This is a genomic window from Gaiella sp. (assembly GCF_057140465.1).
The window spans coordinates 1-23,304 of the sequence record NZ_DBNHWK010000055.1 but is presented as its reverse complement, the minus strand read 5'-3'; the positions used below and the strand labels follow the sequence as shown (position 1 = coordinate 23,304).

Here is a 23,304-nt window from a genome sequence, read left to right as displayed (position 1 = left end):
GCTCATCCGACGACGTCCTCGACCTCGACCCCGTGGTCGATCTCGGCCTCCTCCGCCGCCCCCTCGAGCGTACGCCCGGTCTTCGCGAGGAAGACGTCGTCGAGCGTCGGGGCGCGGAGCTCGATGTCGTCCACGACGATGCCGCTCGTGTCGAGTGCACGCACGATGTCGGTGAGCCCGATACCGGCACGCAGCCGGACGGCGACGTCCTCCTCGGTGACGAGCGGGTCGCCGTAGCCCTCGAGGATCGACTCGGTGCGCTCGCGCATCTCCGGGTCGCACGGGATCACGTGCACGCTCGGCCGGCCGATCTCCGCCTTGAGCGCCCCGGGGGAGCCCTCCGCGACGATCCGGCCGTGGTGGATGATCCCGACGCGGTCGGCGAGCACGTCGGCCTCCTCGAGGTACTGGGTGGTGAGGAAGACGGTCACCCCGTCGTGACGCGCGAGTCGTGAGACCTCCTCCCACAACGCGGTCCGGCTCTGTGGGTCGAGCCCGGTCGTCGGCTCGTCGAGGAAGAGGATGCGGGGCCGGTGCACGAGCGCCAGCGCCAGGTCGAGTCGCCGCTTCATGCCCCCCGAGTAGCCGCCCACCTTGCGATCGGCGGCCTGCGTCAACCCGACCCGCTCGAGGAGCTCGTCGGTGCGCTGGACGCGGTCGCTCTTCGGCAGGCCCTGCAGCATCGTCTGGAGACGCATGTGGTCGCGTGCCGTCAACAGCGGGTCGAGCGCGGCCTCCTGGAGCGCGGCGCCGATCACGGATCGCACGCGCGGGCCCTCGGCGACGACGTCGAAGCCGCCGACGCGCGCGGTGCCGGACGTGGGCGGGAGGAGGGTCGTGAGCATCAGCACGGTCGTCGACTTGCCCGCGCCGTTCGGGCCGAGGAAGCCGTAGATCTCGCCGGGCGCGACGAACAGGTCGATCCCGTCCACCGCGCGTGGCCCCTTGCGGAACTCCCGCACGAGCTGCTCCGCCTCGACGCTGTTCGTTCTCCCCATGGCGACCTGCAGGTAACCACATCGACCGGGAGTGCCGCCGCCCGCCCGTCGCGGCGTCGTGGCGATCCGCTCCACGGTGTGGCGTGAAGCCGGCGATCGCTCCCCCGGCGTCGGGCCGGGCACCGACCGACCACTCGACAGGCCGTGGGTCGCGTCGCTCCGCGAGCGGCTCACGCTGACGCCCGGGCGCCACGCCGCGCGCTCGGTGACGCCGGGGCCGACCTGGTGCTCGCGGTCGTCGAGGCGCAGCGGCGCGGCACAGGCGCTCCGTGGCTGCGGTCACGGCTCGCGGCAGGAGGGTGCGCGCTCTTCGGCGAGGCGATCGGAGGCGACGACCCCGGATGCGACGCGCCCGAGGCGCGCGCAGCGCCCGCGCGGCCGATCGCACACGCCGCCGACACCGGCTTCGAGGTCGTGAGCGGCGAGCTCTCGACCGCGGCCGGGATCGGGCCCGGACGATCCTGGGCGGCGGGCCCGGCGGGCGCCGCCGGCCGGCTCGTGCTGCGCCTGCGCTGAGCGGACGGAGCCGGTAGAACCCGCCCGTGCGGTTCGAGCGCTCCTTCGGCGTGCAGCTCCATCCGACGTCGCTCCCCGGCGGTCGCCTGGGCCCCGACGCGTACGCGTTCGTGGAGTGGCTCGCCGCGGCCGGCGCCTCGTGGTGGCAGGTGCTGCCGCTCGGGCCGCCCGACGCGCTCCGATCCCCGTACTCGTCGAGCTCCGCGTTCGCCGCCTGGCGCGGGCTGCTCGCCGACCCGGAAGCGCCTGTGTCGAGGGGCGACGTCGACGCGTTCCGCCGCGCCCACGAGCCGTGGGCCTCCGACTGGGAGGCGTTCGCGGGGGCCGGGGCGCTCGAGGACCAGGTGCGCTTCGAGCGCGAGTGGACGGCGCTCCGTCGCTTCGCCCGCGAGCACGGGGTGCGACTGATCGGCGACGTGCCGATCTACGTCGCCCCGGGCAGCTGCGACCACCTCGCGTACCCGGACGCGTTCGGCTCCCCCGACCGGGTCGCCGGGGCGCCGCCGGACGCGCTGAACGAGGAGGGACAGGTGTGGGGCAACCCGCTCTACGCATGGGACGCCCTCGCCCGGACCGGCTATGCCTGGTGGGTGGAGCGGATGCGGCGGGTTCTCGAGACGGTCGACGCCGTGCGCCTCGATCACTTTCGCGGCTTCGTCGCCTACTGGGCGGTCCCCGCGGGCGCCGAGACGGCACGGGAGGGGTCGTGGGAGCCGGGGCCCGGCCGAGCGCTCTTCGACGCGCTCGAGCGCGCGCTCGGCCCACTCCCCGTGATCGTCGAGGACCTCGGGCTGATCACCCCGGACGTCGACGCCCTGCGCGACGAGCTCGGCCTGCCCGGCATGGCGGTGCTGATCTGGGCGTTCGACGACGGCGACCGCCACCGGATCGAGAGCCTCCGGGAGGAGACCGTCCTGTACACGTCGACGCACGACACCGAGACGCTCGCCGGTCGCTTCGGGCACGATCGGACGTGGGAGCTGCTCGAACTCGCCTTCGGCGCCCGCGCGTCGCTCGTCGTCGTCCCGGCACAGGACGTGCTGGGGCTCGGGAACGAGGCGCGCATGAACCGTCCGGGCACGACCGAGGGGAACTGGTCGTGGCGCCTGCGCCCCGGGGAGCTCGACGCGGCGCTGGCCGAGCGCATGCGCCGGCTCGCCACCGCTGCCGGGCGGGGCTGATCGCCCCTCCCATCCGGCGGCGCGCGCCGCGAGGAAGGCGTGTCAGCCGGGCTCGCCGCTCTCGGCTGACGCCACGTCGATCGGGAGCTTGGAGGCGACGACACGGCGCCCGTCGCGCACGTAGACGACGTCGACCGAGTCGTTGCGCTTGTAGCTCCCGGCCACGCCGAGCACCATCGACGTCCACCGGCCCACCCCGAGCTTGCCTTCCTCGCGCAACTCCTCGTCGAACACGAGCGCCCCGCCGCGCACCACGAAGTCACGCCCCTCGACCCTGCGGACACCGTTGACGTACACCTCGAACGGCCGGGAGACGTCGCCGGGGAGGCGGACGAGGGTTGAACGGTGCGCGGCGCCGGTCACGTTCATAGAATGACACCCTCCGTGGGTCCCAGGCCGCTCCTCATCCTCGGCACGCTCGTCGCACTGCTCGCGCCTCCGGCCGCTGCCCTCGCCGGGAACGGCGGCTTCGGCCCGCAGTCGCCCGCCTCCCCGAACGCGGAGGGGATCGCGACGAGCTTCTGGTTCATCACGGCACTCGTGCTCGGCATCTTCCTGATCGTCGAGACGCTGCTCGTCGTGTTCGTGGTGCGCTTCAGACGACGCCGGCGGCCCCGCACGACCGACGGCCCGCAGATCCACGGCTCCAACCGGCTCGAGCTGGCGTGGACGGCCGGGCCCGTGGTCGTGCTCTTCGCGATCGCCGTCTTCGTGTTCGTGAAGCTCCCCGGTATCGCGAACGCACCCGACGCAACGGCCTCCGGTGGGGCGCTCGAGATCGAGGTCGTCGGCCAGCAGTTCTTCTGGGAGTTCCGGTACCCGAACGGCGCGGTCTCGATCGACACGCTGCGCGCCCCTGCCGGGAGGACCGTCGAGCTCAGCGTGACCGCGCCCGACTGGGACGTGATCCACTCCTGGTGGATCCCGCGGCTCGGCGGCAAGATCGACGCGATCCCCGGACGGGTGAACACGACGTGGTTCGAGGTCGAGGAGCCCGGCTACTACCCGGGGCAGTGCGCCGAGCTCTGCGGGCTCTTCCACGCGAAGATGCTGATGGGCGTCGAGGTGATGTCGGCAGGCGAGTTCGACGAGTGGCTGACCGCCGCCGGCGAAGCACAGCGGGACGGCGACCCGGCCCTGGGGCAGGAGCTGTGGGAGGGTGTCTGCGCGAAGTGCCACGGGGCGCTCGGCCCGGACGGCGCCGCGGGCGGCTACGGGCCGAAGCTGGCGGCCACGACCCTGGCGGACGTCAACACGCTGGAGAACGTGATCCGCAACGGCCGGGCGCTGCCCGGCCGCAAGGTGATGCCGCCGGTCGGTCGCGACTGGACCGACCAGCAGCTCGAGTCCCTCTACGCGTACCTGGAGGACGAGCTTGGCGACCAGAGCTGAGGCGTCCGCGGCGCCGCACTGGCACCGGGGCAAGGTGGCGAGCTGGCTCGTCACCGTCGACCACAAGCGGATCGGGATCCTGTACATCGCCACGGCCGGGCTGTTCTTCCTGCTCGCCGGGGTGCTCGCCCTGCTGATCCGGATCCAGCTCGCACGGCCCGACCAGTCGATCCTCACGGGCGACAGCTACAACGAGGTCGTCACGATGCACGGGACGGCGATGGTGTTCTTCGTCGTCGTGCCGATCCTCGCCGGGCTGGGCAACTTCCTCGTGCCGCTGATGATCGGGGCCCCGGACATGGCGTTCCCGCGCCTGAACGCCTTCTCCTACTGGATGTTCGCGGCGGGAGGGCTCGTCTTCGCCCTCTCGTTCTTCGCCCAGGGCGGGGCCGCACGCACGGGCTGGACCGCCTACCCGCCGCTCTCGGTGCTGTCGCCGGGGAACGGGCAGGACCTCTGGATCCTCTCGCTCCACATCCTCACCGTCTCCTCGCTCGCCGGCGCGATCAACTTCATCGTCACGATCCACAACATGCGCACTCCGGGCATGTCGTGGATGCGCATGCCGCTCTTCGTGTGGTCGATCGAGCTCTACGCGTGGCTGCTCCTCCTGGTGCTCCCCGCGCTCTCCGCGGGGCTCACCCTGCTCCTGCTGGAGCGCCGCTTCCCCGGCACCTTCAACTTCTTCGTACCCGGCGACGGCGGCAGCCCGGTCCTGTACCAGCACGTGTTCTGGTTCTTCGGGCACCCCGAGGTCTACATCATGATCCTCCCGGCGATGGGGATCATCTCGGAGATCCTCCCGGTGTTCAGCCGCAAGCCGATCTTCGGCTACAAGGCGATCGCGCTGTCGACCGTCGCGATCGGGTTCTTCTCCCTCCTCGTGTGGGCCCACCACATGTTCACGGTCGGCCTCTCGAACTACCTCAACGCGTGGTTCATGGTCGTGTCGATGGTGATCGCCGTCCCGACGGGGATGAAGATCTTCAACTGGCTGGCGACGCTGTGGCGCGGGAACATCAGCCTCGACACCCCGATGTGGTTCGCGATCGGCTTCCTCTCGATCTTCACGATCGGCGGTCTCTCCGGCATCTACCTCGCCGCGTTCCCCGTCGACTGGCAGGTGCACGACACCTACTTCGTCGTCGCCCACTTCCACTACGTGCTCTTCGGAGGCTCGTTGTTCGCGATCCTGGGCGGCCTCTGGTACTGGTGGCCGAAGCTGTTCGGGCGGTTCCTCTCCGAGCGCCTCGGCAAGCTCACCTTCGCGGTCCTCTTCGTCGGGTTCAACGTCGCCTTCTTCCCGCAGCACCTCCTGGGGCTCCTCGGCATGCCGCGACGCATCTACACGTACCAGCAGGGCGGCCTCTGGGAGACGTACAACATGATCTCGTCCGTCGGCTCGTACCTGATGGGCGTCGGCGTGCTCGTCTTCATCGTCGCCGTCGTGCACAGCCGGAAGGGGCGGCGCGCCGGCAACGACCCGTGGCGCGCCGACACGCTCGAGTGGTACACGACGTCGCCGCCGCCTCCGCACAACTTCGACTCCGTCCCGTACGTGACGAGCGCACGGCCGCTCTACGACCTGCGGCGCCAGCAGAAGGAGCGCAATGCTCCCTGAGCGCACCACCGCCGTGGCCCCCGGCCCCGTGCTCCGGGCGATCGCCCTGCTCGGCGCGGCCGCGACCGCGGTGGTCGTCGTGAGCGCGGTCGTCGAGCTCGGCCACACCCACTGGGGGGCCGCGCTCGTCGCGCTGCCGCTCCTCGTCGCCGTGCTCGTCACCGCACGGCTCGCGTACCCGCAGCTGGTCCCAAGCGCGGCGGCGTCGCTGACGCTGATGGTCGCGGCGATCGGCAGCGGCGGCATCGTGGCCGCGACCGGCGAGGCGAGATGGGCCGTGGCGATGCACGTGCTGCTCGCAGCCGGATCGTTCGCGACCACCCTCGTCACGTTCGTCCTCTCCCTCCGGGGGGAGGCGGTCCCGTTCGGGCCCTGGCGCGACTACGTCACGCTCACGAAGCCGACGATCATGGCGCTGCTGGTGCTCACGGGCGCGGCCGGGATGTTCGTCGGCGCCGGAGGCTGGCCCGGCGCCGCCGACCTCGTGGTGATGCTCGTCGGGCTCGCGCTCGCCTGCGGTGGCGCGAGCGCGATCAACCACGTGATGGACGCCGACATCGATCGCCTGATGGGCACGCGCACGCGCAGCCGACCCGTCGCGTCCGGCCGGGTCGCGCCGACGCGGGCGCTCGAGTTCGGGATCGGCCTCTCGGCCCTGTCGTTCGCCCTCCTCGCGGCGAGGCTGAACGTGCTCACGGCGCTGCTCGCCCTCGCCGGCGGCCTCTTCTACGTCGTCGTCTACACCGGCTGGCTGAAGCGGTCGTCCGACCAGAACATCGTGATCGGAGGCGCCGCGGGCGCGATCCCGCCCCTCGTCGGCTACGCGGCGGCCACCGGCGACCTCGGCTGGCCCGCGCTCGCGCTGTTCGTGATCGTGTTCCTCTGGACGCCGCCGCACTTCTGGGCGCTGGCGCTGATGATCAAGGACCACTACGCGAAGGCGAACGTCCCGATGCTCCCCGTCTCCCGTGGCGACGGCGAGACCCGGCGGCAGATCTTCCTCTACTCGCTCGTGCTGGTCGCGTTCACGATCGCCGCCGGGGTCTGGCTCGGGCCGCTGTACACGATCGCCGCCGCCGTCCTCGGCGGCTGGCTGCTCGTGCTCGCGTGGCGCCTGCGGCGCGACCACACGCGCCACAGCGCCGCTCTCCTGTTCCACTACTCTCTCGCGTACCTCGCCGTGCTGTTCGTCGCCGCGGCGGTCGACCCCCTGGTGGTGTAGCCGATGCTCGATCCCGACCTCGAGCGGAAGAACATGCGTCTCGGCCTCGCCCTCTTCGGGCTGTTCGTGCTGCTCTTCGTCGGCACCGCGGTCGTCTCGCTGATCTACCTGGCCCTCGACTAGCCACGCCGGTCGGCCGGGCCGACCGCGTTCGCCGATCGATCGCGGCAGGCTCGGCGTCGCGCCGTCACCCATTCGGGGGAAGGCTCGATCGGAGGTTGCTGCCGACAAGAGAGAAGCCATGCGCACACTCCGCCTTCTCTCCGTCTGCCTCGTTTCGATCGGGGCCCTGCTCATCCCCTCGACCGCCATCGCCAAGCAGTCCAAGCCCACGCCACCGAAGAACCTCCGCGGCTTCCTCGTGAAGCCGAGCGAACGCGTGGTCCACGTCTTCCCGCGCACACCGGCGTTCACCTGGCGCCCGGTTCGGGGCGCGCTCTGCTACGAGTTCGAGCTCGCGACGAGCAAGACGTTCACCGAGAGCTCGCTCGTGTGGTCGAACGTCCGCTACGGCGTGAAGCCGGGGGCAAGCTGCCGGGCAGTGCCCGCGAGCTCGCCCGCGCCGTCCGACGCCGCCGAGGCGAGCGCCTCGACCTCCCCGGGCGACGCCGCGAAGCCCACAGGCGACCCGGCCGTGAGCACCATGATCGCACCGCTCCGCGTGCCCGCCGTCTCCGTCGACGTGGCGCTCCCCTGGTTCACCGGCAACCCGTACGCGCTCCATGCCCGCGTCCGCGCGGTCACGAGCCGCGGGCCGACGGGGTGGAGCAAGCCGTTCGGCTTCAACATGCGCTGGCCGAGCGTCCCGAGGCCGAAGGCGGCCGCCCCGGGCCTCGCCCGCTGGACTCCCGTCGCCGGCGCGACCGCGTACCAGGTCTGGTACCCGGATGCGAGCAAGGTCTTCACGACGACGACCAACACGGCCGACCAGCGCGAGTTCTACACCTGGAAGTTCGACGCGGGCTGGTGGGCCGGCGTGCGCTACCGCGTGCGCGCCGTGCGGCAGGTGTTCGGCGACGTGCCGAACGGCCTCAAGCCCGTCTCGTACGGCCCCTGGAGCCCCGTCTACTCGGCGTTCAACCCCGGCAAGTCGACCGGCCCCCTGGCCCTTGCGTTCGCGACCTCGGATCGCGTCAGCGGCGCCAGCCCGAAGAGGGCGCACCAGCTGATGCCGGCGTTCGTCTTCCGCGGGAACCAGTCGCTCGACGGCCGCGCGTTCGACCTCTTCCGCATGTACGCCTTCACCGACCGCGACTGCGTCAACGTCGTCTACCGCGGCGCCGTGGTCGGCAGCCCGGCGTACGCGCCACGGGCGACCGGGCCGCTCGCGCTCCCCTTCTCCGACGACGAGATCGACAAGGCCGTCTCGCGGTACCTCGGCGACGCCAAGGACGAGGGCGACACGCGCAGCAACGACGGCGCGAAGGTCGTGACGAGCGAGGCCGTCGAGGCGACGACGGGAGCGGAGGGCTCCTCGGAGGGCTTCGAGCTCCTCACCGGCGCGAAGGTCGACCTCCCGGACGTCGACTTCCCGAGCACCCGCTACTTCTGGACGGTCGTCCCGGTGGCGCTGCTCGAGGACGCCGACGGGAAGCGGTACTACAAGGACATGGACCTTCCGCAGGACGCGTGCAAGGCAGGCCGCGTGCTCAGCTTCGGCAAGGAGAGCGACCCCGTGGTCACCGGCGCCCGGTACGTGTCCGGCCTCACGCCGAGCGGCCGGCTGCTCGCCTCCAGGGGCGGCAAGAAGCGGCCCGTCGTGTACTCGACGCCGCTCGTGGCGTGGCTGCCGGCACTCGGTGCGACGGCCTACGAGGTGCAGTGGTCGCGCACGCGCTACCCGTGGCGGGCGCAGGGCTCGAAGCAGACGTACTCGACGTCGGCGGTGCTCGACCTCGCTCCCGGCACCTGGTTCTACCGCGTCCGCGGGCTCAACCAGCTCCAGGTGCGCAAGCCCGAGATGGCATGGTCGGTGCCCGTGCAGGTGAAGGTCGCGAAGCCGACGTACCGGCTGGTCGCCTCCCGCTGACGCCGGCCTTCCGGACGGAACCGGCCTGGGCCGGGGCGTGACGCCCCGGCCCGCGCACGGTCCGGTCAGGGACGCCCGGGAACGACGACGCCGGCCTCCGGCGCCCAGCCGACGAGGACGCGGGACCCCGTCTCCGGCGCCGACGCGACCCGGGCCTCGCCCTCGAGGCGGACGTGCAGCGTCCCTCCGCGGTCGAGCTGGACGACGACCTTGCGCGCAACGCCGAGGTACACGGTCTCGGCCACGATCCCGGACAGGACGTTCGCCCCGGAGGGGACGGCGGCACCGCCCCCTGCTGCCGGGATCAGCACCATGCGCTCCGGGCGGACGACGATCGTCGCCTCGTCGCCCGCCGTGAGGCCGAGGCCGTCGACGACGGCGGCAGGGACGGCCCAGGCGGCGTCCCCGTCGCGGAGCGTGACCGCAGCCTCGGTGCGCTCGATCGTGCCCGTGAAGAGGTTCGAGTCGCCGAGGAAGCGGGCGACGAACGGCGACTGCGGGCTCTCGTACAGGCCCTCCGGCGTGTCCACCTGGACGATGCGCCCGTCCTCCATGACGGCGATCCGATCCGCCATCGTCAGCGCCTCCTCCTGGTCGTGGGTGACGACGACGAACGTGATCCCGACGGAGTGCTGGAGCAGCTTGAGCTCGATCTGCATCTCCGCGCGGATCTGACGGTCGAGGGCGGACAGCGGCTCGTCGAGCAGGAGCACGCGCGGTCGCTTCACGAGCGCCCGCGCGAGCGCGACCCGCTGCTTCTGCCCGCCCGAGAGCTGCGCGGGGCGCCGGGTCTCGAGGCCCCGGAGCCGGACGAGCTCCAGCGCCTCGTGCGCACGCGCGAGTGCCTCGCGCTTGGGGACGCGCTCCATCCGCAGGCCGTAGGCGACGTTCTTCTCGACCGTCATGTGGGGGAAGAGCGCGTACGACTGGAACATCATGTTCAGGGGGCGGCGATACGGCTTCGTGCGCGTGAGGTCGGCGCCGTCGAGCAGGATCCGCCCGGCGTCGGGCCGCTCGAAGCCGGCGAGCATCCGCAGCAGCGTGGTCTTGCCGCAGCCGCTCGGGCCGAGGAGGCCGAAGAACTCGTTCTCGCGGATCGTGAGCGTGACGTCGTCGACGGCGGTCACCGCGCCGAAGCGCTTCGTCACCCCGTCGATTCGGATCAGGCCCTCGCTCACGTCGCCTCCCTGCCCCGCAATCGCGCGGACGTGAGCACGAGCACGAAGCTGACCGCGAGCACGATCGCGGCGAGCGCGTTCACCACCGGCGTGACGCCGAAGCGGATCATCGAGTAGATCTGGATCGGCAGCGTGATCGCCGTCCCCGCGGTGAAGAACGCGATCACGAACTCGTCGAACGAGAGCGTGAACACGATCAGGGCGCCCGCGATCACGCCGGGCGCGATCTGGGGCAGCGTCACCGAGAGGAACGCCCGCAGCTCGTTGGCGCCGAGATCGAGCGACGCCTCCACCGTCGAGCGGTCGAAGTGCGTGAGCCGCGTGCGCACGACGATCGCGACGAAGGCGATGCCGAACGTCGCATGCGCGAGCACGATCGACCACAGGCCGAGCTCACGCCCCAGCTTCTGGGTGAACACGAGGTTGTAGGCGGAGAGGAGCGCGATCGCGAGCACGATGTCGGGGATGATCATCGGCACGAACACGAAGCCGTCGAGGAAGCGAGAGCGCAGCCGCTGGAGCCCGAACGCGAGCGGCGTGCCGACGAGAACGGCGATCCCCGTCGCGGCGAGCCCGACGACGAGGCTCGACTTCGCGGCGTCGATGATCTCCTCGTCGTGGACGAGCTCGGCGTACCACTTCGTCGAGAAGCCGCCCCACGCGGTCGGCAGCCCCGACTCGTTGAACGAGAGGCCGACGAGGACGGCGATCGGCAGGTAGAGGAACGCGAGCGCGAGCGCGAAGACCGTCCCGAGCGCGACGCTGCCGGCTCTAGGTCGCACCCGCACCAGCCTCCCGTCGCGCCTCTCGCCCGGCGATCCACGCCTGCAGGAGGACGAGTGCGATCAGCATCACGATCAGCGACACGGCGAGCGTGGCCCCGAAGGGCCAGTCTCGGGCGCGGAGGAACTGGGACTGCACGAGCGTGCCGACCATCTGCCTGCGTCCGCCGCCGAGGAGGTCGGGGATGATGAAGTTCCCCAGTGCGGGCACGAAGACGAAGACGCACCCGGCCGCGATACCGGGCGCCGTGAGCGGCAGCGTCACCGTGAAGAACCGCCGCACGGCGTTCGCACCGAGGTCCTGCGCCGCCTCCCCGAGCTCCGGCCCCAGGCGCTCGAGCGAGGCGTAGATCGGGAGCACCATCAAGGGGAGGTACGAGTAGGTCATCCCGAGCACGATCGCGAACTCGTTGTAGAGCAGGCGCACCGGATCGCCCACGAGCCCGAGGCCGCGCAGCACCCGGTTTGCGAGCCCCTCGTCGTTGAGGATCACGATCCACGCGTACGTCCGGATCAGGAGGCTCGTCCAGAAGGGGAGGATGACGAGGACGAGCAGCGGCACCTGCCAGCGGCGCGACCGGGTCGCGATGAAGGCCGCGACCGGGTAGCCGATAAGGAGCGCGACGAGCGTCGACTCGGCGGCGACCCGGAGCGAGAACCAGAGGATGCTCCGGTACAGCGGGTCCCAGGCACGCTGGTAGTTCTCCCAGGTGAAGTCGTAGACGACGCCGCCGAAGTCCCCCCGCCGGAAGAAGCTGTAGGCGAGGACGAGGCCGACCGGCAGCACGAGCAGCCCCGCCCACCAGAGGAGGGCGGGGCTGATCGAGAGCGCGCTAGCTCCGCGGCTGCGCCTCACCCACGGCTAGCCGACGATCTCGGAGACCGTGCGGCTCCAGAGCGGCTGCGCCTTGCCGAGGTCGCGCTCGGTCTCGTACGTGAGGAGCTTCTTCGGCGGGATCGCGAGGTTCGGATACTGCTTCGCGAGGGACTTCCGCACCTTCGCCATCGCCTTCGCGTTCGGCGTCTTGTAGAGCACGAGCTCGGTGACGGACGTGCCGACGTCGGGACGGAGCACGAAGTTGATGAACTTGTGCGCCGCCTCCTTCTCCTTCGACTTCTCGAGCACCACCATCGTGTCGACCCAGACGTCGGAGCCCTCCTTGGGCACGACGAACTTGATCTTCGGGTTCTCGGCGATGCCGTAGTTGCACCAGCCGTCCCATGCCTCGACGAGGTGCGCCTCACCCGACACGAGCTTCGAGTAGAAGGTCGTGTCGTCGTAGGAGAGCAGGCTCTTCTTCGTCTCCTTGAGTAGCGCGGCCGCCTTCTGCAGCTGCTTCGGGTTCACGGTGTTGATCGAGAAGCCGAGCACCTTGAGGGCGGGCAGCAGCAGCCAGCGGTCGGTCTGGAGCATCGTCACCTTGCCCACGAGCGACGACTTCGGCCGCAGCAGGTCCCACCAGCTCTTCGGCGTCGACGTGAGGTCGCTGCGCCAGCAGAGGCCCGTCGTGCCCCACGTGTAGGGAACCGAGTTGCGGAGCCCCTTGTCGTACGACAGCCGGTTCGCGGCGGGGTACAGGTTCTTCATGTTGGGGATCAGCTTGCGGTCGATGCGCGCCGCCCAGCCGCGCTTCTTCAACGACTCGGCGAAGGGGCTGGAGACGAACACGAGGTCGAAGCCGCCGCCGTTCGCGGCCTCGAGCTTGCCCATGATGTCCTCGTTCGTCGTGTGCTTGGAGAGCTTCACCTTGATCCCGGTCGCCTTCTCGAAGCGCGGGATCAGGTCCTCGGGCATGTAGGCATCCCAGTTCGAGATCTTGATCGTCGTCGCCGACGTCCGCGCGGTCGCCGTGCCCACGACGACGGCCGCGGCGCCGACCAGCAGGGCCGCGAGGACGATCAGCCGTGCCTTCCGACGGTGTGGAACCCCCATGCGCGTGCTCCTTCCTCTCGTTGTCGTTCTCGTTGTCATCGGGTGACGGGCGCGCGCTCGTGCGCGAGCCGTTCGATCAGGTCTGCGGCCGTCCGACGGCCTTCGGCGGACTGCACCCTCCGCGACACGCGCTCGAGCCGTTCGCGGAGGGCGGTGTCGGCGAGCAGCCGCTCGACCGCCCCGAGCAGGTCCTCGTCCTCGAACGCGTACGTGGGCAGCCGGACGCCGAAGCCGGTCTCGTCGACCCGCTGCGCGTTGTCGTACTGGTCCCAGAACAGCGGCAGCGCGATCATCGGCTTCCCGTAGTGCCACGACTCGGTCGTCGTGTTGTTGCCCGCGTGGGTGATCACGAGGTCGACGTGCGGGAGGATCGCCGGCTGCGGGAGGAACTCCCGGCCCCACATGTTGTCGGCGAGCTCGTACTCGGCGTGCTGCGGCCCCTTCGAGACGATGAACCGGTGCGGCGAGCGCGAGAGCACGTCGACGAGGCGCCGCATGAGCTCGACGTCCGCCGACCCGAGGCTCCCGAGCGACAGGTAGACGAGCGAGCCGTCCGGCCGCTCGAGCTCGGCCGGCAGCGCGAACGGCTCCGTGACCTCGCGCACGCACGAGTCGACCCGATGCCACGTGGGGGCGAGCGGCCGCGTCCGCGCGTAGTCGGCCTCCTCGGGGTAGAGGTACAGGTTCAGGTACGGCGACTCGTGGATCAGCTCGCCGGACGGGAGCGGCGGCGCGCCCCGCTCCTCGCAGAACGCCGAGAACGACCCGTGGAGCTCGTCGATCGCCCGGAGGTACTCGGCCCCGAACGCGTCCCAGCCGGAGCGGTCGGCCGCGGGGTACCCCGAGAACACCGGCGGGACGTCGTCGTCCTTCAGCTCGAGCGGGTTGCAGGACACGATCCGGGCCCACGGCCGCCGGGCGGCCTCGATCGCGGGGAAGCACACGACGTTGTCCTCGACGATCACGTCCGGCTCGAGCTCGTCGAAGATCTCCCGCAGCCGGTCGTCGACGTAGCGCGCGCCGTCGCAGAGCGCTCCGAACGTCGGGACGATGAACTCGGACAGCTGCTCGATCGTCGGCTTGCGGAAGACGGGGGCGGTCTCGCGGATGAAGTCCTTCCAGAACTGCCCGGGCTCCTCCTCGGTCTCGGGCGCGGGCCCCAGTCGCATCAGCCGCTCCTCGAACCCCTGGGCCTCGAGGGCGCCGGCGAAGGACTCCTCGATCACGAAGACGACGCGGTGGCCGCGCTCGCGCAGCACCTGCCCGATCGCGACGCAGTTGTTCGTGGGCCCGTACGCCCCTTCCGGAAAGAACACGATCGTCGCCATGCGCTCCGCCTCGCTCCTCCTATGATCCCCGCGCGATGGGTGACCACGCTACGGAATCGGGCCGCTCCGCGCAACCGGCCGGCGCCGCCGCGGTGCTCGATCCGGCCGCGATCTCCTCAGCGCGCTGGTTCGCCGGCAAGGGACGGGAGATCGCGGACGCGACCCCGGCGGACGCGCTCGCCGTCCCCGGCGGCGACGGGGCGTCGCTGCTCCTCGTCGACGTCACGTCCACGGCCGGTGACGTCGACCGGTACCTGGTGCCGGTATCGCGGGACGGCGCGCTGCTCGAGGCGGAGGCGTGCGAGCACGCGCTGTGGCCGGCGCTCGCGCACTGCATCACGTCGGGAGGACGCATCGAGGGCGTCGCCGGGGCGGCCGAGGCCCGTCCCGGAACGGACGCGATCGTGGTGCCGCCCGGCGCGCGGGGGCTGACGACCGACCAGTCGAACACGTCCGTCGTGCTCGGCGAGTCGCTCGTCCTCAAGTGCTACCGGCGGCTGGAGCCGGGCACGCACCCGGAGCCGGAGGTGCTCGCCGCCCTCTCCGGCATCGACTGCGGTGTCGCCCCGTCGTCTGCCGGGTCGCTCGTCTACCGCGACCGCGAGGGTCGGGAGACCGACCTCGCACTCCTCTACGGCTACGTCGACGGCACGCCGGTCGGCTGGGAGGCGATCATCGCCTCGCTCACGGCGAGGCTCGGGTCGCCCGACGCGGAGGCGCTCGTCGAGGAGGCGGGAGCGCTCGCCGCGGCTGCCGCCGCGCTCCACGTCGCGCTCGGCGAGGCGCTCGGGGTCGTCCGGGCGTCGGCAGACGACGCGGCACGCCTCGAGGACGACGCGCTCCGACAGCTCGACGAGGCCCTCGCAGTGCTCGCTCCCGACGATCCGCTCCACGCGCTGTCACCGCACGCCCGCCGACGGCTGCAGGGCCTCCGACGCCTGGCCGGAGCACCGCTGACACGGGTGCACGGCGACCTGCACGTCGCCCAGTTCGTCCGCTCCCCGCACGGTCTCGTCGCGGTCGACTTCGAGGGCGAGCCGGGCCGCCCGCTCGAGCAGCGCCGGCTCCGGACGTCGCCGTTGCGCGACCTCGCCTGCCTCCTGCTCTCCCTCGACCACGTCGCCGTGGCGGCGGCGCGCCGACACGCGTTCGAGCCGGCGATGCTCGCCGCGGCGCAGGCGTGGAGCACGGCCGCACGCGAGCACGCGCTCGAGCGCTACGCCGCGGCGACGGCCGGGATCGGGCTCGTCGTCGACCGCGACCTCCTGCGCGCGTTCGAGGTCGAGAAGGAGTGCCGGGAGCTGCTCTACGCTGCGACCGTGCTCCCCGAATGGCTCTACGCGCCGCAGGCGACGCTCCGCCGCCTCCTCGGGGGCACATGAACCCCGACGGCTTCCTCGAGGACGTCCTCTCGGCACCCGACCGTCTCGCGGCCACGCTCGACGCCTACGACGGCCCCGGCTCGCCGCTCGACGACGTCGAACGCGAGCTGCCGCGCGTCGGACAGGTCGTCTTCGTCGGGATGGGGAGCTCGCGCTTCGCCGCCCTCCCGGTGGCCGCACGGCTCCGCGCATCCGGGCTCTCGGCGGTCGCCGAGCTCGCGTCGACCGAGCTCCCGACGAGGCCGTCGAGCAGCACCCTCGCGGTCGCGATCTCGGCCTCCGGGCGCACGCCCGAGACGGTGGACGCGCTGACCCGCCATCGGCGCGGGGGCCTGCCCACGGTGGCGGTCACGAACGACCCGGGGTCGCCGCTCGCCGACGCCGCCGACGTCGTGCTCCCGCTCCACTCCGGTGCCGAGCAGGGCGGCGTCGCGTGCGTCACGTTCCAGGCGACGCTCGCCGTCCTGCTCCTGCTCGCCGGCAGGCTCGGCGGCGGGCCGCGCCCCGACGACCTCCGGCCGGCGATCGGCGCGGCGGCCTCCCTCCGGGAGGGGCGGGCCGCGTGGGTCGACCGGGCGCTCGAGCACCTCGAGGGAGCGCACACCGTGTACGCGGTCGCCCCCTCGGCGCGGATCTCGTCCGCGCTGCAGTCCGCGCTGATGTTCCGCGAGGGGCCGCGGGTGCCGGCCGACGCCGCAGAGACGGGCGACTGGCTGCACGTCGACGTCTACCTCGCGAAGCGCCCCGGCTACCGGGCGCTGCTCTTCACCGGCTCGCGCTTCGACGGGGAGCTGATGGGATGGGCGAAGCGCCGTGCGAGCACGGTGCTCGCCGTCGGCGGGCCGCTCGAGGGCACGGCCATGCGCGTTCCCGTCCCCGGGGCGGACGACGAGCTGGTGGCGCTCCTCGTCGAGACGGGAGTCGCCGAGCTCGTCGCCGCCGAGTGGTGGCGGAGGCTCGTCGCAGCGGACGCGCCGATCACCCGTCCGGAGTGAGCCACGGGTGGCCGGAAGCGACTACGGTTCCGGGTGATGAGCCCCGATCTCTCGTTGGCCCTCGAACTGGCCGACATCGCCGATGCGATCTCGCTCCGCCGGTTCCGCGCGAGCGACCTCCAGGTCGAGACGAAGCCCGACCTGACCCCGGTGACGGAGGCCGACCGCGAGGTCGAGGCCGCGATCCGCGAGCGGCTCGCGCGCGAGCGCCCCGACGACGCCGTGCTCGGCGAGGAGCTGGGCGAGACGGCCGGCGGGGCCCGGTGCTGGATCATCGACCCGATCGACGGCACGAGGAACTACACGCGTGGCGTGCCGGTGTGGGCGACGCTCATCGCCCTCCTCGTCGACGGCGAGGCGCAGCTCGGCATCGTCTCGGCCCCGGCGCTCCGTCGCCGCTGGCACGCGGAGCGGGGCGGCGGCGCCTGGGCGGACGACGACCGCGTGCGCGTCTCGTCGGTGCGTCGTGTCGACGACGCCGTGCTCTCGTTCGCCCTCGAGCAGGGGGTGCCGTCCCTCGCCACCCAGAGCTGGCACGCCCGCGCCTTCGGCGACTTCTGGGCCCACATGCTCGTCGCCGAGGGGGCGGTGGACGGCGCGATCGACGCGATCGGCGTCTCCGTCTGGGACCTCGCGCCCGTGCAGGTGATCGTCGAGGAGGCGGGCGGGACGTTCACGGACTTCACGGGTGAGCGTCGGCTCGACGGCGGCTCCGCGATCACGTCGAACGGGCATCTCCACCCGGCGCTGCTCGCCGCCGTCGCCGAGACGGGCTGAGGCACCCGCCGTGCCCGGCCCGGGAGCCGGGGGACGTCACAGGGCGCGGCGAACGGCTGCCTCGTAGACCGGGTCGCGCCCGAGCACCTCGAGCTCGGCGGAGAGCCAGTCGCTCGGGCTCGCCTCGGCTCCCAGGGGACGGTCGACGGCGTCCCCGTCGACGGCGACCGACTCGATCGACGGCGCCGGGCGGTGCACGAGGCCGACCCGGCGTCGGAGCCGGGAGCGCAGCCAGCCGACGAGGAGGAGCGCGTCGGCGCGGGGCCCGACGACGCGCAACGTGCTGATCGAGCGGATCTCGGGCCACCGCTCGGCGAGCCGGGCGCGCCAGGGGAGCCCCCGGCGGTAGGCGATGTCCGACACCGCGACACGGTCGAACAGCGGCAGCAACCCCCGGTAGGGGCGTGGCAGGCCGCGCCACTCGGCCGAGTCGACGACGAGCCGGTCGACGACGCCGACGATCTCGTCGAGCGCGGTCGAGTCGAAGTCCGGCCGGCCCCGCCAGCGGCAGAACACGGGCAGGTCGGAGACGAGGAGCGGGAGGACGATCGACGCCGGGTGCTTCGCGACGCGGCCGCGCAGGCGCACCTCGACGATCTCGGACGTCACCTCCGTCGCCATCCCCGCGAGCTCGAACTCACGGACATCCACCGTGGCGGCGACGCCGTCCCGTCGTCGGGGCTCGGGGACGAGCAGGATCGTCCGCGCGGGGTGGCGCTCCTCCATGCCCGCGAGCGTGGCCCGGGCCTGGGCGAGCCAGCGGGGCGGCACCCACGCGAGGTGGGTCATCGTGCTCGTGCGCAGCTCGGGGGGGTGGCCGTCGGCGCGGGCGCAGCGCAGGCGGGCCAGCTCGCGCTCGATGTCGGCCGCGACGCTCACCGAGCCGGCCGCCCGCTCAGTGCCGCCTCCAGGAGCGGCCGTCGAGATGCACGAGGTCGTCGGCGGCTGCCGGGCCCCACGTGCCGGCGGCGTAGTTCGGGAGCGTCGGCGCGTGTCGGCGCCAGCCCCCGACGATCGCGTCGACGAGCTTCCACTGCTCCTCCACCTCGTCCGAGCGGGTGAAGAGCGTCGCGTCGCCGAGCATCGCGTCGAGGACGAGCCGCTCGTACGCCTCGGGCACGCCCTCGCGGAACGCGCCGCCGTACAGGAAGTCCATGTGCACAGTGCGGATCTGCATGCCCGCGCCCGGCACCTTCGCGCCGATCGCGAGCGAGATCCCCTCGTTCGGCTGGATGTGGACGAGCAGGACGTTGGGCCGCAGGCCGTCGCCCGCGAGCTCCGCGAACGGCGGGTGGGGCGCCCGCTGGAACTGGATCGCGATCGTCGTCTCGCGGCGCGCGAGGCGCTTGCCGGCCCGGACGTAGAACGGCGTCCCCGCCCACCGCCAGTTGTCGACCGACAGCTTCGCGGCGACGTAGGTCTCGGTCTGCGAGTCCGGCGCGACCCCGGGCTCCTCGCGGTAGGACGGCACCTCCTCGCCCTCGACCCAGCCGCGCCCGTACTGCCCGCGGACGACGGACGCGGGGCCGGGCGTCGCGAGCGCGCGGAGGACCTTCACCTTCTCGTTGCGGACGGCGTCGGCGGTGAAGTCGATCGGCGGCTCCATCGCCGTCAGGGCGACGAGCTGCAGCAGGTGGTTCTGGAAGATGTCGCGGATCGCGCCCGCCTGCTCGTAGAAGCCCGAGCGCCCCTCGATGCCGATCGACTCGGCGACCGTGATCTGCACGTGGTCGATGAACTGCCGGTTCCAGATCGGCTCGAAGATGCCGTTCGCGAACCGCAGTGCGAGCATGTTCTGGACGGTCTCCTTGCCGAGGTAGTGGTCGATCCGGAACACCTCGTCCTCCGCGAACCAGCGCTTGAGGATGCCGTCCAGCTCGAACGCGGACGCCTGGTCGCGCCCGAACGGCTTCTCGACGATCAGCCGCGTCCACCCGTCCCCGGCGCGGCGCCGCTCCCCGATCTCGCGGACGACGGTCTCGAACGCGACGGGGGGCACGGCGAGGTAGTGCAGCCGGTTGCGCCCCGCGCCGTGGTCGCGCTCGAGCCGGTCGAGCGCATCGGTCACCCGGTCCTCGCCGCGGTCGTCCGCGAAGTCGTTCGGGACGTAGCGGATGCCGGCGGCGAGCGACTCCCAGACGTCGGTGCGGTAGGGATCGCGGGCGTGCTCCTTCACGGCCCGGCGCATCGCCGAGGCGAACTGCCGCGTCGACTGCTCGGTGCGGGCGACGCCCACGATCGCGAAGCGCTCCGGCAGCAGGCGACGGTAGGCGAGCGCGTAGAGCGACGGGAACAGCTTGCGGCTCGTGAGGTCGCCGGACGCTCCGAAGATCACGAGTGCGCACGGATCGGGCCGGGGCCGGAGCCCGAGGCCCTCGAGGAGCGGGTTCGACCGCGGGCTCACGCGGCGCGGAGCGCCCGCGTCTTCGTCTCGATCCCGTCCAGCAGCTCGGAGAAGGAGTCGGCGAACTTCTGGACGCCCTCGACCTCGAGCACGGAGACGACGTCGTCGTAGTCGATCCCGGCGTCGGCGAGCTCGTCGAGGAGCCCGCGTGCCTCCTCGACGCTCTCGAGCAGCGTGTCGCCCCTGACCTCTCCGTGCTCCTGGAAGGCGAGCACGGTCTCCAACGGGAGCGTGTTCACGGTCTCCGGGCCGATCAGCTCCTCGACGTAGAGGACGTCGCTGTACGCCGGGTTCTTCGTCGAGGTCGACGCCCACAGGCAGCGCTGGGGACGGGCCCCCTTCTCGGCGAGGAACTCCCACCGCTCGCCCGCGAACACCGTGCGCCAGTGCGCGTACGCGAGCTTCGCGTTCGCGACGGCGAGACGCCCCGCGAGGTCGTCGTGGCCGAGCACATCGAGGCGGGCGTCGGTCTCGGTGTCGACCCGCGAGACGAAGAAGCTCGCGACGGACGAGACGGCCGCCGGGTCACCGCCGGCCGCAACGAGACGCTCGACGCCGCGCACGTACGTCTCGGCGACCGCCGCGTAGCGCTCGAGCGAGAAGATCAGCGTGACGTTGATCGACCGGCCCTTGGCGATGCAGTCCTCGACCGCGCCGAGCCCGATCTCGGTCGCCGGGATCTTCACGTAGAGGTTCGGGCGCTCGACCTCCGCGTGCAGCCGCATCGCCTGGGCGTACGTCGCCTCGCGGTCGTACGCGAGCGACGGGTCGACCTCGAGCGAGACCCACCCGTCGACGCCGCCCGTCCGCTCCCACACGGGGTGCAGCACGTCGCAGGCGCCGCGGATGTCCTCGCGGGCGAGCGCGAAGAAGAGCGCCACGGGATCGTCGACCGAGCCCAAGAGCTCGCGCAGCTGCGCGTCGTAGAGCTCACCCTCCGCGAGCGCCTTCTGGAAGATCGTCGGGTTCGAGGTGACGCCGGTGACCGCGTCGTGGGCGACGAGGCGGGCCAGCTCGCCCGAGGCGAGCAGCTCCCTCGACAGCGTGTCGATCCACACGCTGACGCCGCGCTCGCTCAGCCGGTGCAGGCGGGTTCCAGCCATCGCTCCTCCGCGCCGCTCACCCTACCCGCACGAGCACACCCTGCGCTGCCGCGGCGACCGCAGCCGCGGTGAGGCCGAGCTCTTCGAAGACGCGCTCGGCGGGCGCCGACGCGCCGAAGCGGTCGATCCCGACCGCGACCCCGTGCCGGCCGATCCACCGCTCCCAGCCGAGGGTGACCCCGGCCTCGACGGACACCCGCGCCTCCACGGCCGGAGGCAGGACGTCGTCCTTGTACTCGTCGGGCTGCGCCTCGAAGAGCTCCCAGCACGGCATCGAGACGACCCTCGCGTTGGCGTCGAGCTCCCGCGCGGCGTCGAGCGCCACGTGCACCTCCGACCCCGTTGCGATCAGGATCACCTCCGGCTCACCGCTCCCCGCCTGCCACAGCGTGTACGCCCCCCGGAGGGCGCCGTCCGCCGGTGCCGTCGCGTCCCGGTCGAGCGTCGGCACCTTCTGTCGCGTGAGCGCGAGCGCGACGGGCCCGTCGCCCCGCTCGAGCGCGATCCGCCAGGCGATGGAGGTCTCGTTCGCGTCGGCGGGGCGCACGTACCAGAGGTTCGGGATCGTGCGGAGCGCCATGTGGTGCTCCACGGGCTGGTGCGTCGGGCCGTCCTCACCGACGCCCACCGAGTCGTGCGTCCAGACCCAGGCGACGGGAAGGCCCATCAGGGCGGAGAGCCGGACGGACGGCCGCATGTAGTCCGAGAAGACGAGGAACGTGGACCCGTACGGACGGACCATCGACGGTTCGAGCGCGATCCCGTTGACGATCGCCCCCATCGCGTGCTCGCGGATCCCGAACGCGATGTTCCGGCCGGCGTGGGTCGCGGCGAAGACCCCGCCGCCCTCGAACTCCGTCTTCGTGGACTCCGCAAGGTCGGCCGAGCCGCCGATCATCGTCGGCGTGTAGGGCTGCAGCGCCTGCATCACCCGCCGGCCGGCGTCGCGCGTCGCCATGCCCGCGTCGGACGAGAACGTCGGCAGCGCCTCCCGCCACCCGTCGCGCGGCGTCCCCGCGAGATCGAGCTCGCGCTCGCGGGCGAGCTCCGGGTACGCCTCCGCCCAGGCCGCCAGCCGGTCCTCCCAGGAGCGCTGCGCCGCGGCGCCGCGCTCCCGGACGACGGCCATGTGCTCGCGCACGGCGTCCGGGACGGCGAACGTCGCTTCGGGGTCGAGGCCCATCGCCTCCTTCGCGGCCGCCACCTCCGCCTCGCCGAGCGGCGCGCCGTGGGCCTTCGACGTGTCGACGGCGTGCGGCGCGGGATGGGCGATGTGACTGCGCACGACCACGAGGGACGGCCGTCGCGTCTCCGTGCGCGCCTCGTCGAGCGCGGCCCGCAGCGCGTCGAGGTCCTCCACGTCCTCGACGTGGGCGACGTGCCAGCCGTAGGCGGCGAATCGGGCGCCCACGTCCTCCGTGTCGAACGAGATCGCCGTCGACCCGTCGATCGTGATCCGGTTGCGGTCGTACACGTAGACGAGCCGGCCGAGCCCGAGGTGCCCGGCGATCGAGGCCGCCTCGTGGGACACGCCCTCCATCAGATCGCCGTCCGAGCAGATCGCGTACACCCACGAGTCGGCGATCTCGTTCCGCGGCCGGTCGTAGCGCTCGGCCAGGTAGCGCAGGGCGATCGCGAGCCCGACGCCGTTGGCGAACCCCTGCCCGAGCGGCCCCGTCGTCGTCTCGACGCCCGGGGTGTGCCCGAGCTCCGGGTGCCCGGGCGTGCGCGACCCCCACTGGCGGAACTGCTGCAGGTCGTCGATCCCGAGCTCGTAGCCCGAGAGGTGGAGGGCGGCGTACTGGAGCATGCACGCGTGGCCGGCCGAGAGGATGAAGCGGTCGCGCGCGGGCCACGCCGGGTCGGCCGGGTTGTGGCGCATCACGTCGCGGTACAGCAGGTAGGCGACCGGTGCGAGCGCCATCGCGGTGCCGGGGTGCCCGGCGTTCGCGCGCTGCACGGCATCCATCGCGAGCGCGCGGATCGTGTCGATCGTGAGCCGGACGGGATCGCGGGCGGGCACGCCGCGAGCATAGTCGGCCGTGACGTCGGGCCCGCCGGTGGACGGTCGACGGTGGCGCCCGCAAGCCCGGACAGCGGTGCGCGGGTGCGACGGGCCTGCAGGGGGCGCTGCCGCGACGGGGCGGACAGGCCCCCGCCGGCCTGCGCCGTCCGCGATGCTTCCGGGATGGCCGTGCTGATCGCATCCGGTCTCGGTGTCGAGATCGCGGGCGCACCGCTCTTCGACGGGGTGTCGTTCACGCTGCGCCGACGGGACCGGCTCGCGCTCGCCGGGTCGAACGGGGCGGGGAAGACGACGCTGCTCCGGACGATCTCGGGAATGATCGAGTTCTACGACGGAGACATCATCGACGGCGACGTCAAGGTGGACGGCGCGTCGGTCAAGGGGGCCGACGCGACCGCGATCATGAAGAAGCACCGGGTGACCTACGTGATGGAGGA

At 72.2% G+C, this 23,304-nt stretch carries 21 protein-coding genes; 10 read left to right on the top strand and 11 right to left on the bottom strand.

The annotated features are described in order from the left end of the window. Positions 1–2: 2 nt before the first annotated feature. Entirely contained in the window at positions 3–998 is a 996-nt protein-coding gene (locus AC162C_RS07685; protein WP_484097036.1) for an ATP-binding cassette domain-containing protein, read from the bottom strand. 225 nt (positions 999–1,223) lie between these two features. Between AC162C_RS07685 and AC162C_RS07680 the strand changes: the two genes are divergently transcribed. Then, positions 1,224–1,514, top strand: a complete 291-nt coding sequence (locus AC162C_RS07680) for a hypothetical protein (protein ID WP_484097035.1) — start codon at positions 1,224–1,226, stop codon at positions 1,512–1,514. Between the two features lie 26 nt (positions 1,515–1,540). Next, the gene (locus AC162C_RS07675; RefSeq protein WP_484097034.1) at positions 1,541–2,695 is read left to right on the top strand and encodes a 4-alpha-glucanotransferase; all 1,155 of its coding nucleotides are present in this window, start codon (positions 1,541–1,543) and stop codon (positions 2,693–2,695) included. 42 nt (positions 2,696–2,737) lie between these two features. Here the strand turns inward: AC162C_RS07675 and AC162C_RS07670 are convergent, their stop codons facing one another. Beyond that, complete coding sequence (locus AC162C_RS07670; RefSeq protein ID WP_484097033.1) at positions 2,738–3,064, bottom strand: hypothetical protein; 327 nt, start codon at positions 3,062–3,064, stop codon at positions 2,738–2,740. A 15-nt stretch (positions 3,065–3,079) separates the two neighbouring features. Between AC162C_RS07670 and coxB the strand changes: the two genes are divergently transcribed. The 4 genes from coxB to AC162C_RS07650 all read left to right on the top strand — a co-directional run bounded on the left by coxB (position 3,080) and on the right by AC162C_RS07650 (position 8,959). Next, positions 3,080–4,087 (top strand): cytochrome c oxidase subunit II, encoded by a 1,008-nt coding sequence (coxB, locus tag AC162C_RS07665; RefSeq protein WP_484097032.1) that lies wholly within the window; start codon positions 3,080–3,082, stop codon positions 4,085–4,087. Further along, entirely contained in the window at positions 4,071–5,708 is a 1,638-nt protein-coding gene (gene ctaD, locus AC162C_RS07660) for a cytochrome c oxidase subunit I (RefSeq protein WP_484097031.1), read from the top strand. The genes coxB and ctaD overlap by 17 nt, the downstream gene beginning before the upstream one ends. After that, on the top strand, positions 5,698–6,930 hold the full coding sequence (locus AC162C_RS07655) for a heme o synthase (RefSeq protein WP_484097030.1): 1,233 nt from the start codon (positions 5,698–5,700) through the stop codon (positions 6,928–6,930). The genes ctaD and AC162C_RS07655 overlap by 11 nt, the downstream gene beginning before the upstream one ends. A 241-nt stretch (positions 6,931–7,171) precedes the next feature. After that, positions 7,172–8,959: a hypothetical protein gene (locus AC162C_RS07650; protein ID WP_484097029.1), complete on the top strand. Its 1,788-nt coding sequence runs from the start codon at positions 7,172–7,174 to the stop codon at positions 8,957–8,959. Positions 8,960–9,024: 65 nt separating this feature from the next. Here AC162C_RS07650 and AC162C_RS07645 read toward each other — a convergent pair whose 3' ends face one another. Genes AC162C_RS07645 through AC162C_RS07625 form a run of 5 tightly spaced genes read right to left on the bottom strand, consistent with a single transcriptional unit; the run spans position 9,025 to position 14,180 of the window. Next, positions 9,025–10,137: an ABC transporter ATP-binding protein gene (locus tag AC162C_RS07645; RefSeq protein ID WP_484097028.1), complete on the bottom strand. Its 1,113-nt coding sequence runs from the start codon at positions 10,135–10,137 to the stop codon at positions 9,025–9,027. Continuing rightward, positions 10,134–10,925, bottom strand: a complete 792-nt coding sequence (locus AC162C_RS07640) for an ABC transporter permease (RefSeq protein ID WP_484097027.1) — start codon at positions 10,923–10,925, stop codon at positions 10,134–10,136. Before AC162C_RS07640 ends, AC162C_RS07645 begins: the two co-directional genes overlap by 4 nt. Continuing rightward, positions 10,909–11,775, bottom strand: a complete 867-nt coding sequence (locus tag AC162C_RS07635; RefSeq protein ID WP_484097026.1) for an ABC transporter permease — start codon at positions 11,773–11,775, stop codon at positions 10,909–10,911. Before AC162C_RS07635 ends, AC162C_RS07640 begins: the two co-directional genes overlap by 17 nt. A gap of 6 nt (positions 11,776–11,781) precedes the next feature. Further along, positions 11,782–12,852, bottom strand: a complete 1,071-nt coding sequence (locus AC162C_RS07630) for a polyamine ABC transporter substrate-binding protein (protein ID WP_484097025.1) — start codon at positions 12,850–12,852, stop codon at positions 11,782–11,784. A gap of 35 nt (positions 12,853–12,887) precedes the next feature. After that, positions 12,888–14,180 carry a glycosyltransferase gene (locus AC162C_RS07625; protein WP_484097024.1) on the bottom strand — a complete coding sequence of 431 codons (1,293 nt, stop codon included), beginning with the start codon at positions 14,178–14,180 and terminating at the stop codon, positions 12,888–12,890. 35 nt (positions 14,181–14,215) lie between these two features. Between AC162C_RS07625 and AC162C_RS07620 the strand changes: the two genes are divergently transcribed. The 3 genes from AC162C_RS07620 to AC162C_RS07610 are packed head-to-tail and all read left to right on the top strand — an operon-like array spanning position 14,216 to position 17,334. Beyond that, positions 14,216–15,562: a maltokinase N-terminal cap-like domain-containing protein gene (locus AC162C_RS07620; protein ID WP_484097023.1), complete on the top strand. Its 1,347-nt coding sequence runs from the start codon at positions 14,216–14,218 to the stop codon at positions 15,560–15,562. After that, complete coding sequence (locus tag AC162C_RS07615; RefSeq protein ID WP_484097022.1) at positions 15,559–16,557, top strand: SIS domain-containing protein; 999 nt, start codon at positions 15,559–15,561, stop codon at positions 16,555–16,557. Before AC162C_RS07620 ends, AC162C_RS07615 begins: the two co-directional genes overlap by 4 nt. Positions 16,558–16,593: 36 nt before the next feature. Beyond that, positions 16,594–17,334, top strand: a complete 741-nt coding sequence (locus AC162C_RS07610) for an inositol monophosphatase family protein (RefSeq protein ID WP_462972249.1) — start codon at positions 16,594–16,596, stop codon at positions 17,332–17,334. Positions 17,335–17,370: 36 nt separating this feature from the next. On the opposite strand, the gene AC162C_RS07605 is transcribed toward AC162C_RS07610, so the two are convergent. The 4 genes from AC162C_RS07605 to tkt are packed head-to-tail and all read right to left on the bottom strand — an operon-like array spanning position 17,371 to position 22,864. Next, entirely contained in the window at positions 17,371–18,213 is an 843-nt protein-coding gene (locus AC162C_RS07605; RefSeq protein WP_484097021.1) for a glucose-6-phosphate dehydrogenase assembly protein OpcA, read from the bottom strand. A gap of 16 nt (positions 18,214–18,229) precedes the next feature. Further along, a complete protein-coding gene (gene zwf, locus AC162C_RS07600) occupies positions 18,230–19,738 on the bottom strand; it encodes a glucose-6-phosphate dehydrogenase (RefSeq protein ID WP_484097020.1) in 1,509 nt (502 codons plus the stop codon). Continuing rightward, positions 19,735–20,841 (bottom strand): transaldolase, encoded by a 1,107-nt coding sequence (tal, locus tag AC162C_RS07595; protein ID WP_484097019.1) that lies wholly within the window; start codon positions 20,839–20,841, stop codon positions 19,735–19,737. The genes zwf and tal overlap by 4 nt, the downstream gene beginning before the upstream one ends. Before the next feature lie 16 nt (positions 20,842–20,857). Further along, positions 20,858–22,864 (bottom strand): transketolase, encoded by a 2,007-nt coding sequence (gene tkt / locus AC162C_RS07590; RefSeq protein WP_484097018.1) that lies wholly within the window; start codon positions 22,862–22,864, stop codon positions 20,858–20,860. A 165-nt stretch (positions 22,865–23,029) separates the two neighbouring features. Between tkt and AC162C_RS07585 the strand changes: the two genes are divergently transcribed. Continuing rightward, positions 23,030–23,304, top strand: a 275-nt coding sequence (locus AC162C_RS07585) for an ATP-binding cassette domain-containing protein (protein WP_484097017.1), incomplete at its 3' end; no start/stop codon positions are given.

Bases quoted from the DNA above. Each gene is read 5' to 3' on its own strand.
- AC162C_RS07685 (WP_484097036.1), bottom strand. From the start codon at position 998: ATGGGGAGAACGAACAGCGTCGAGGCGGAGCAGCTCGTGCGGGAGTTC.
- AC162C_RS07670 (WP_484097033.1), bottom strand. From the start codon at position 3,064: ATGAACGTGACCGGCGCCGCGCACCGTTCAACCCTCGTCCGCCTCCCC.
- AC162C_RS07655 (WP_484097030.1), top strand. From the start codon at position 5,698: ATGCTCCCTGAGCGCACCACCGCCGTGGCCCCCGGCCCCGTGCTCCGG.
- AC162C_RS07650 (WP_484097029.1), top strand. From the start codon at position 7,172: ATGCGCACACTCCGCCTTCTCTCCGTCTGCCTCGTTTCGATCGGGGCC.
- AC162C_RS07630 (WP_484097025.1), bottom strand. From the start codon at position 12,852: ATGGGGGTTCCACACCGTCGGAAGGCACGGCTGATCGTCCTCGCGGCC.
- AC162C_RS07625 (WP_484097024.1), bottom strand. From the start codon at position 14,180: ATGGCGACGATCGTGTTCTTTCCGGAAGGGGCGTACGGGCCCACGAAC.
- AC162C_RS07620 (WP_484097023.1), top strand. From the start codon at position 14,216: ATGGGTGACCACGCTACGGAATCGGGCCGCTCCGCGCAACCGGCCGGC.
- AC162C_RS07615 (WP_484097022.1), top strand. From the start codon at position 15,559: ATGAACCCCGACGGCTTCCTCGAGGACGTCCTCTCGGCACCCGACCGT.
- AC162C_RS07610 (WP_462972249.1), top strand. From the start codon at position 16,594: ATGAGCCCCGATCTCTCGTTGGCCCTCGAACTGGCCGACATCGCCGAT.
- tal (WP_484097019.1), bottom strand. From the start codon at position 20,841: ATGGCTGGAACCCGCCTGCACCGGCTGAGCGAGCGCGGCGTCAGCGTG.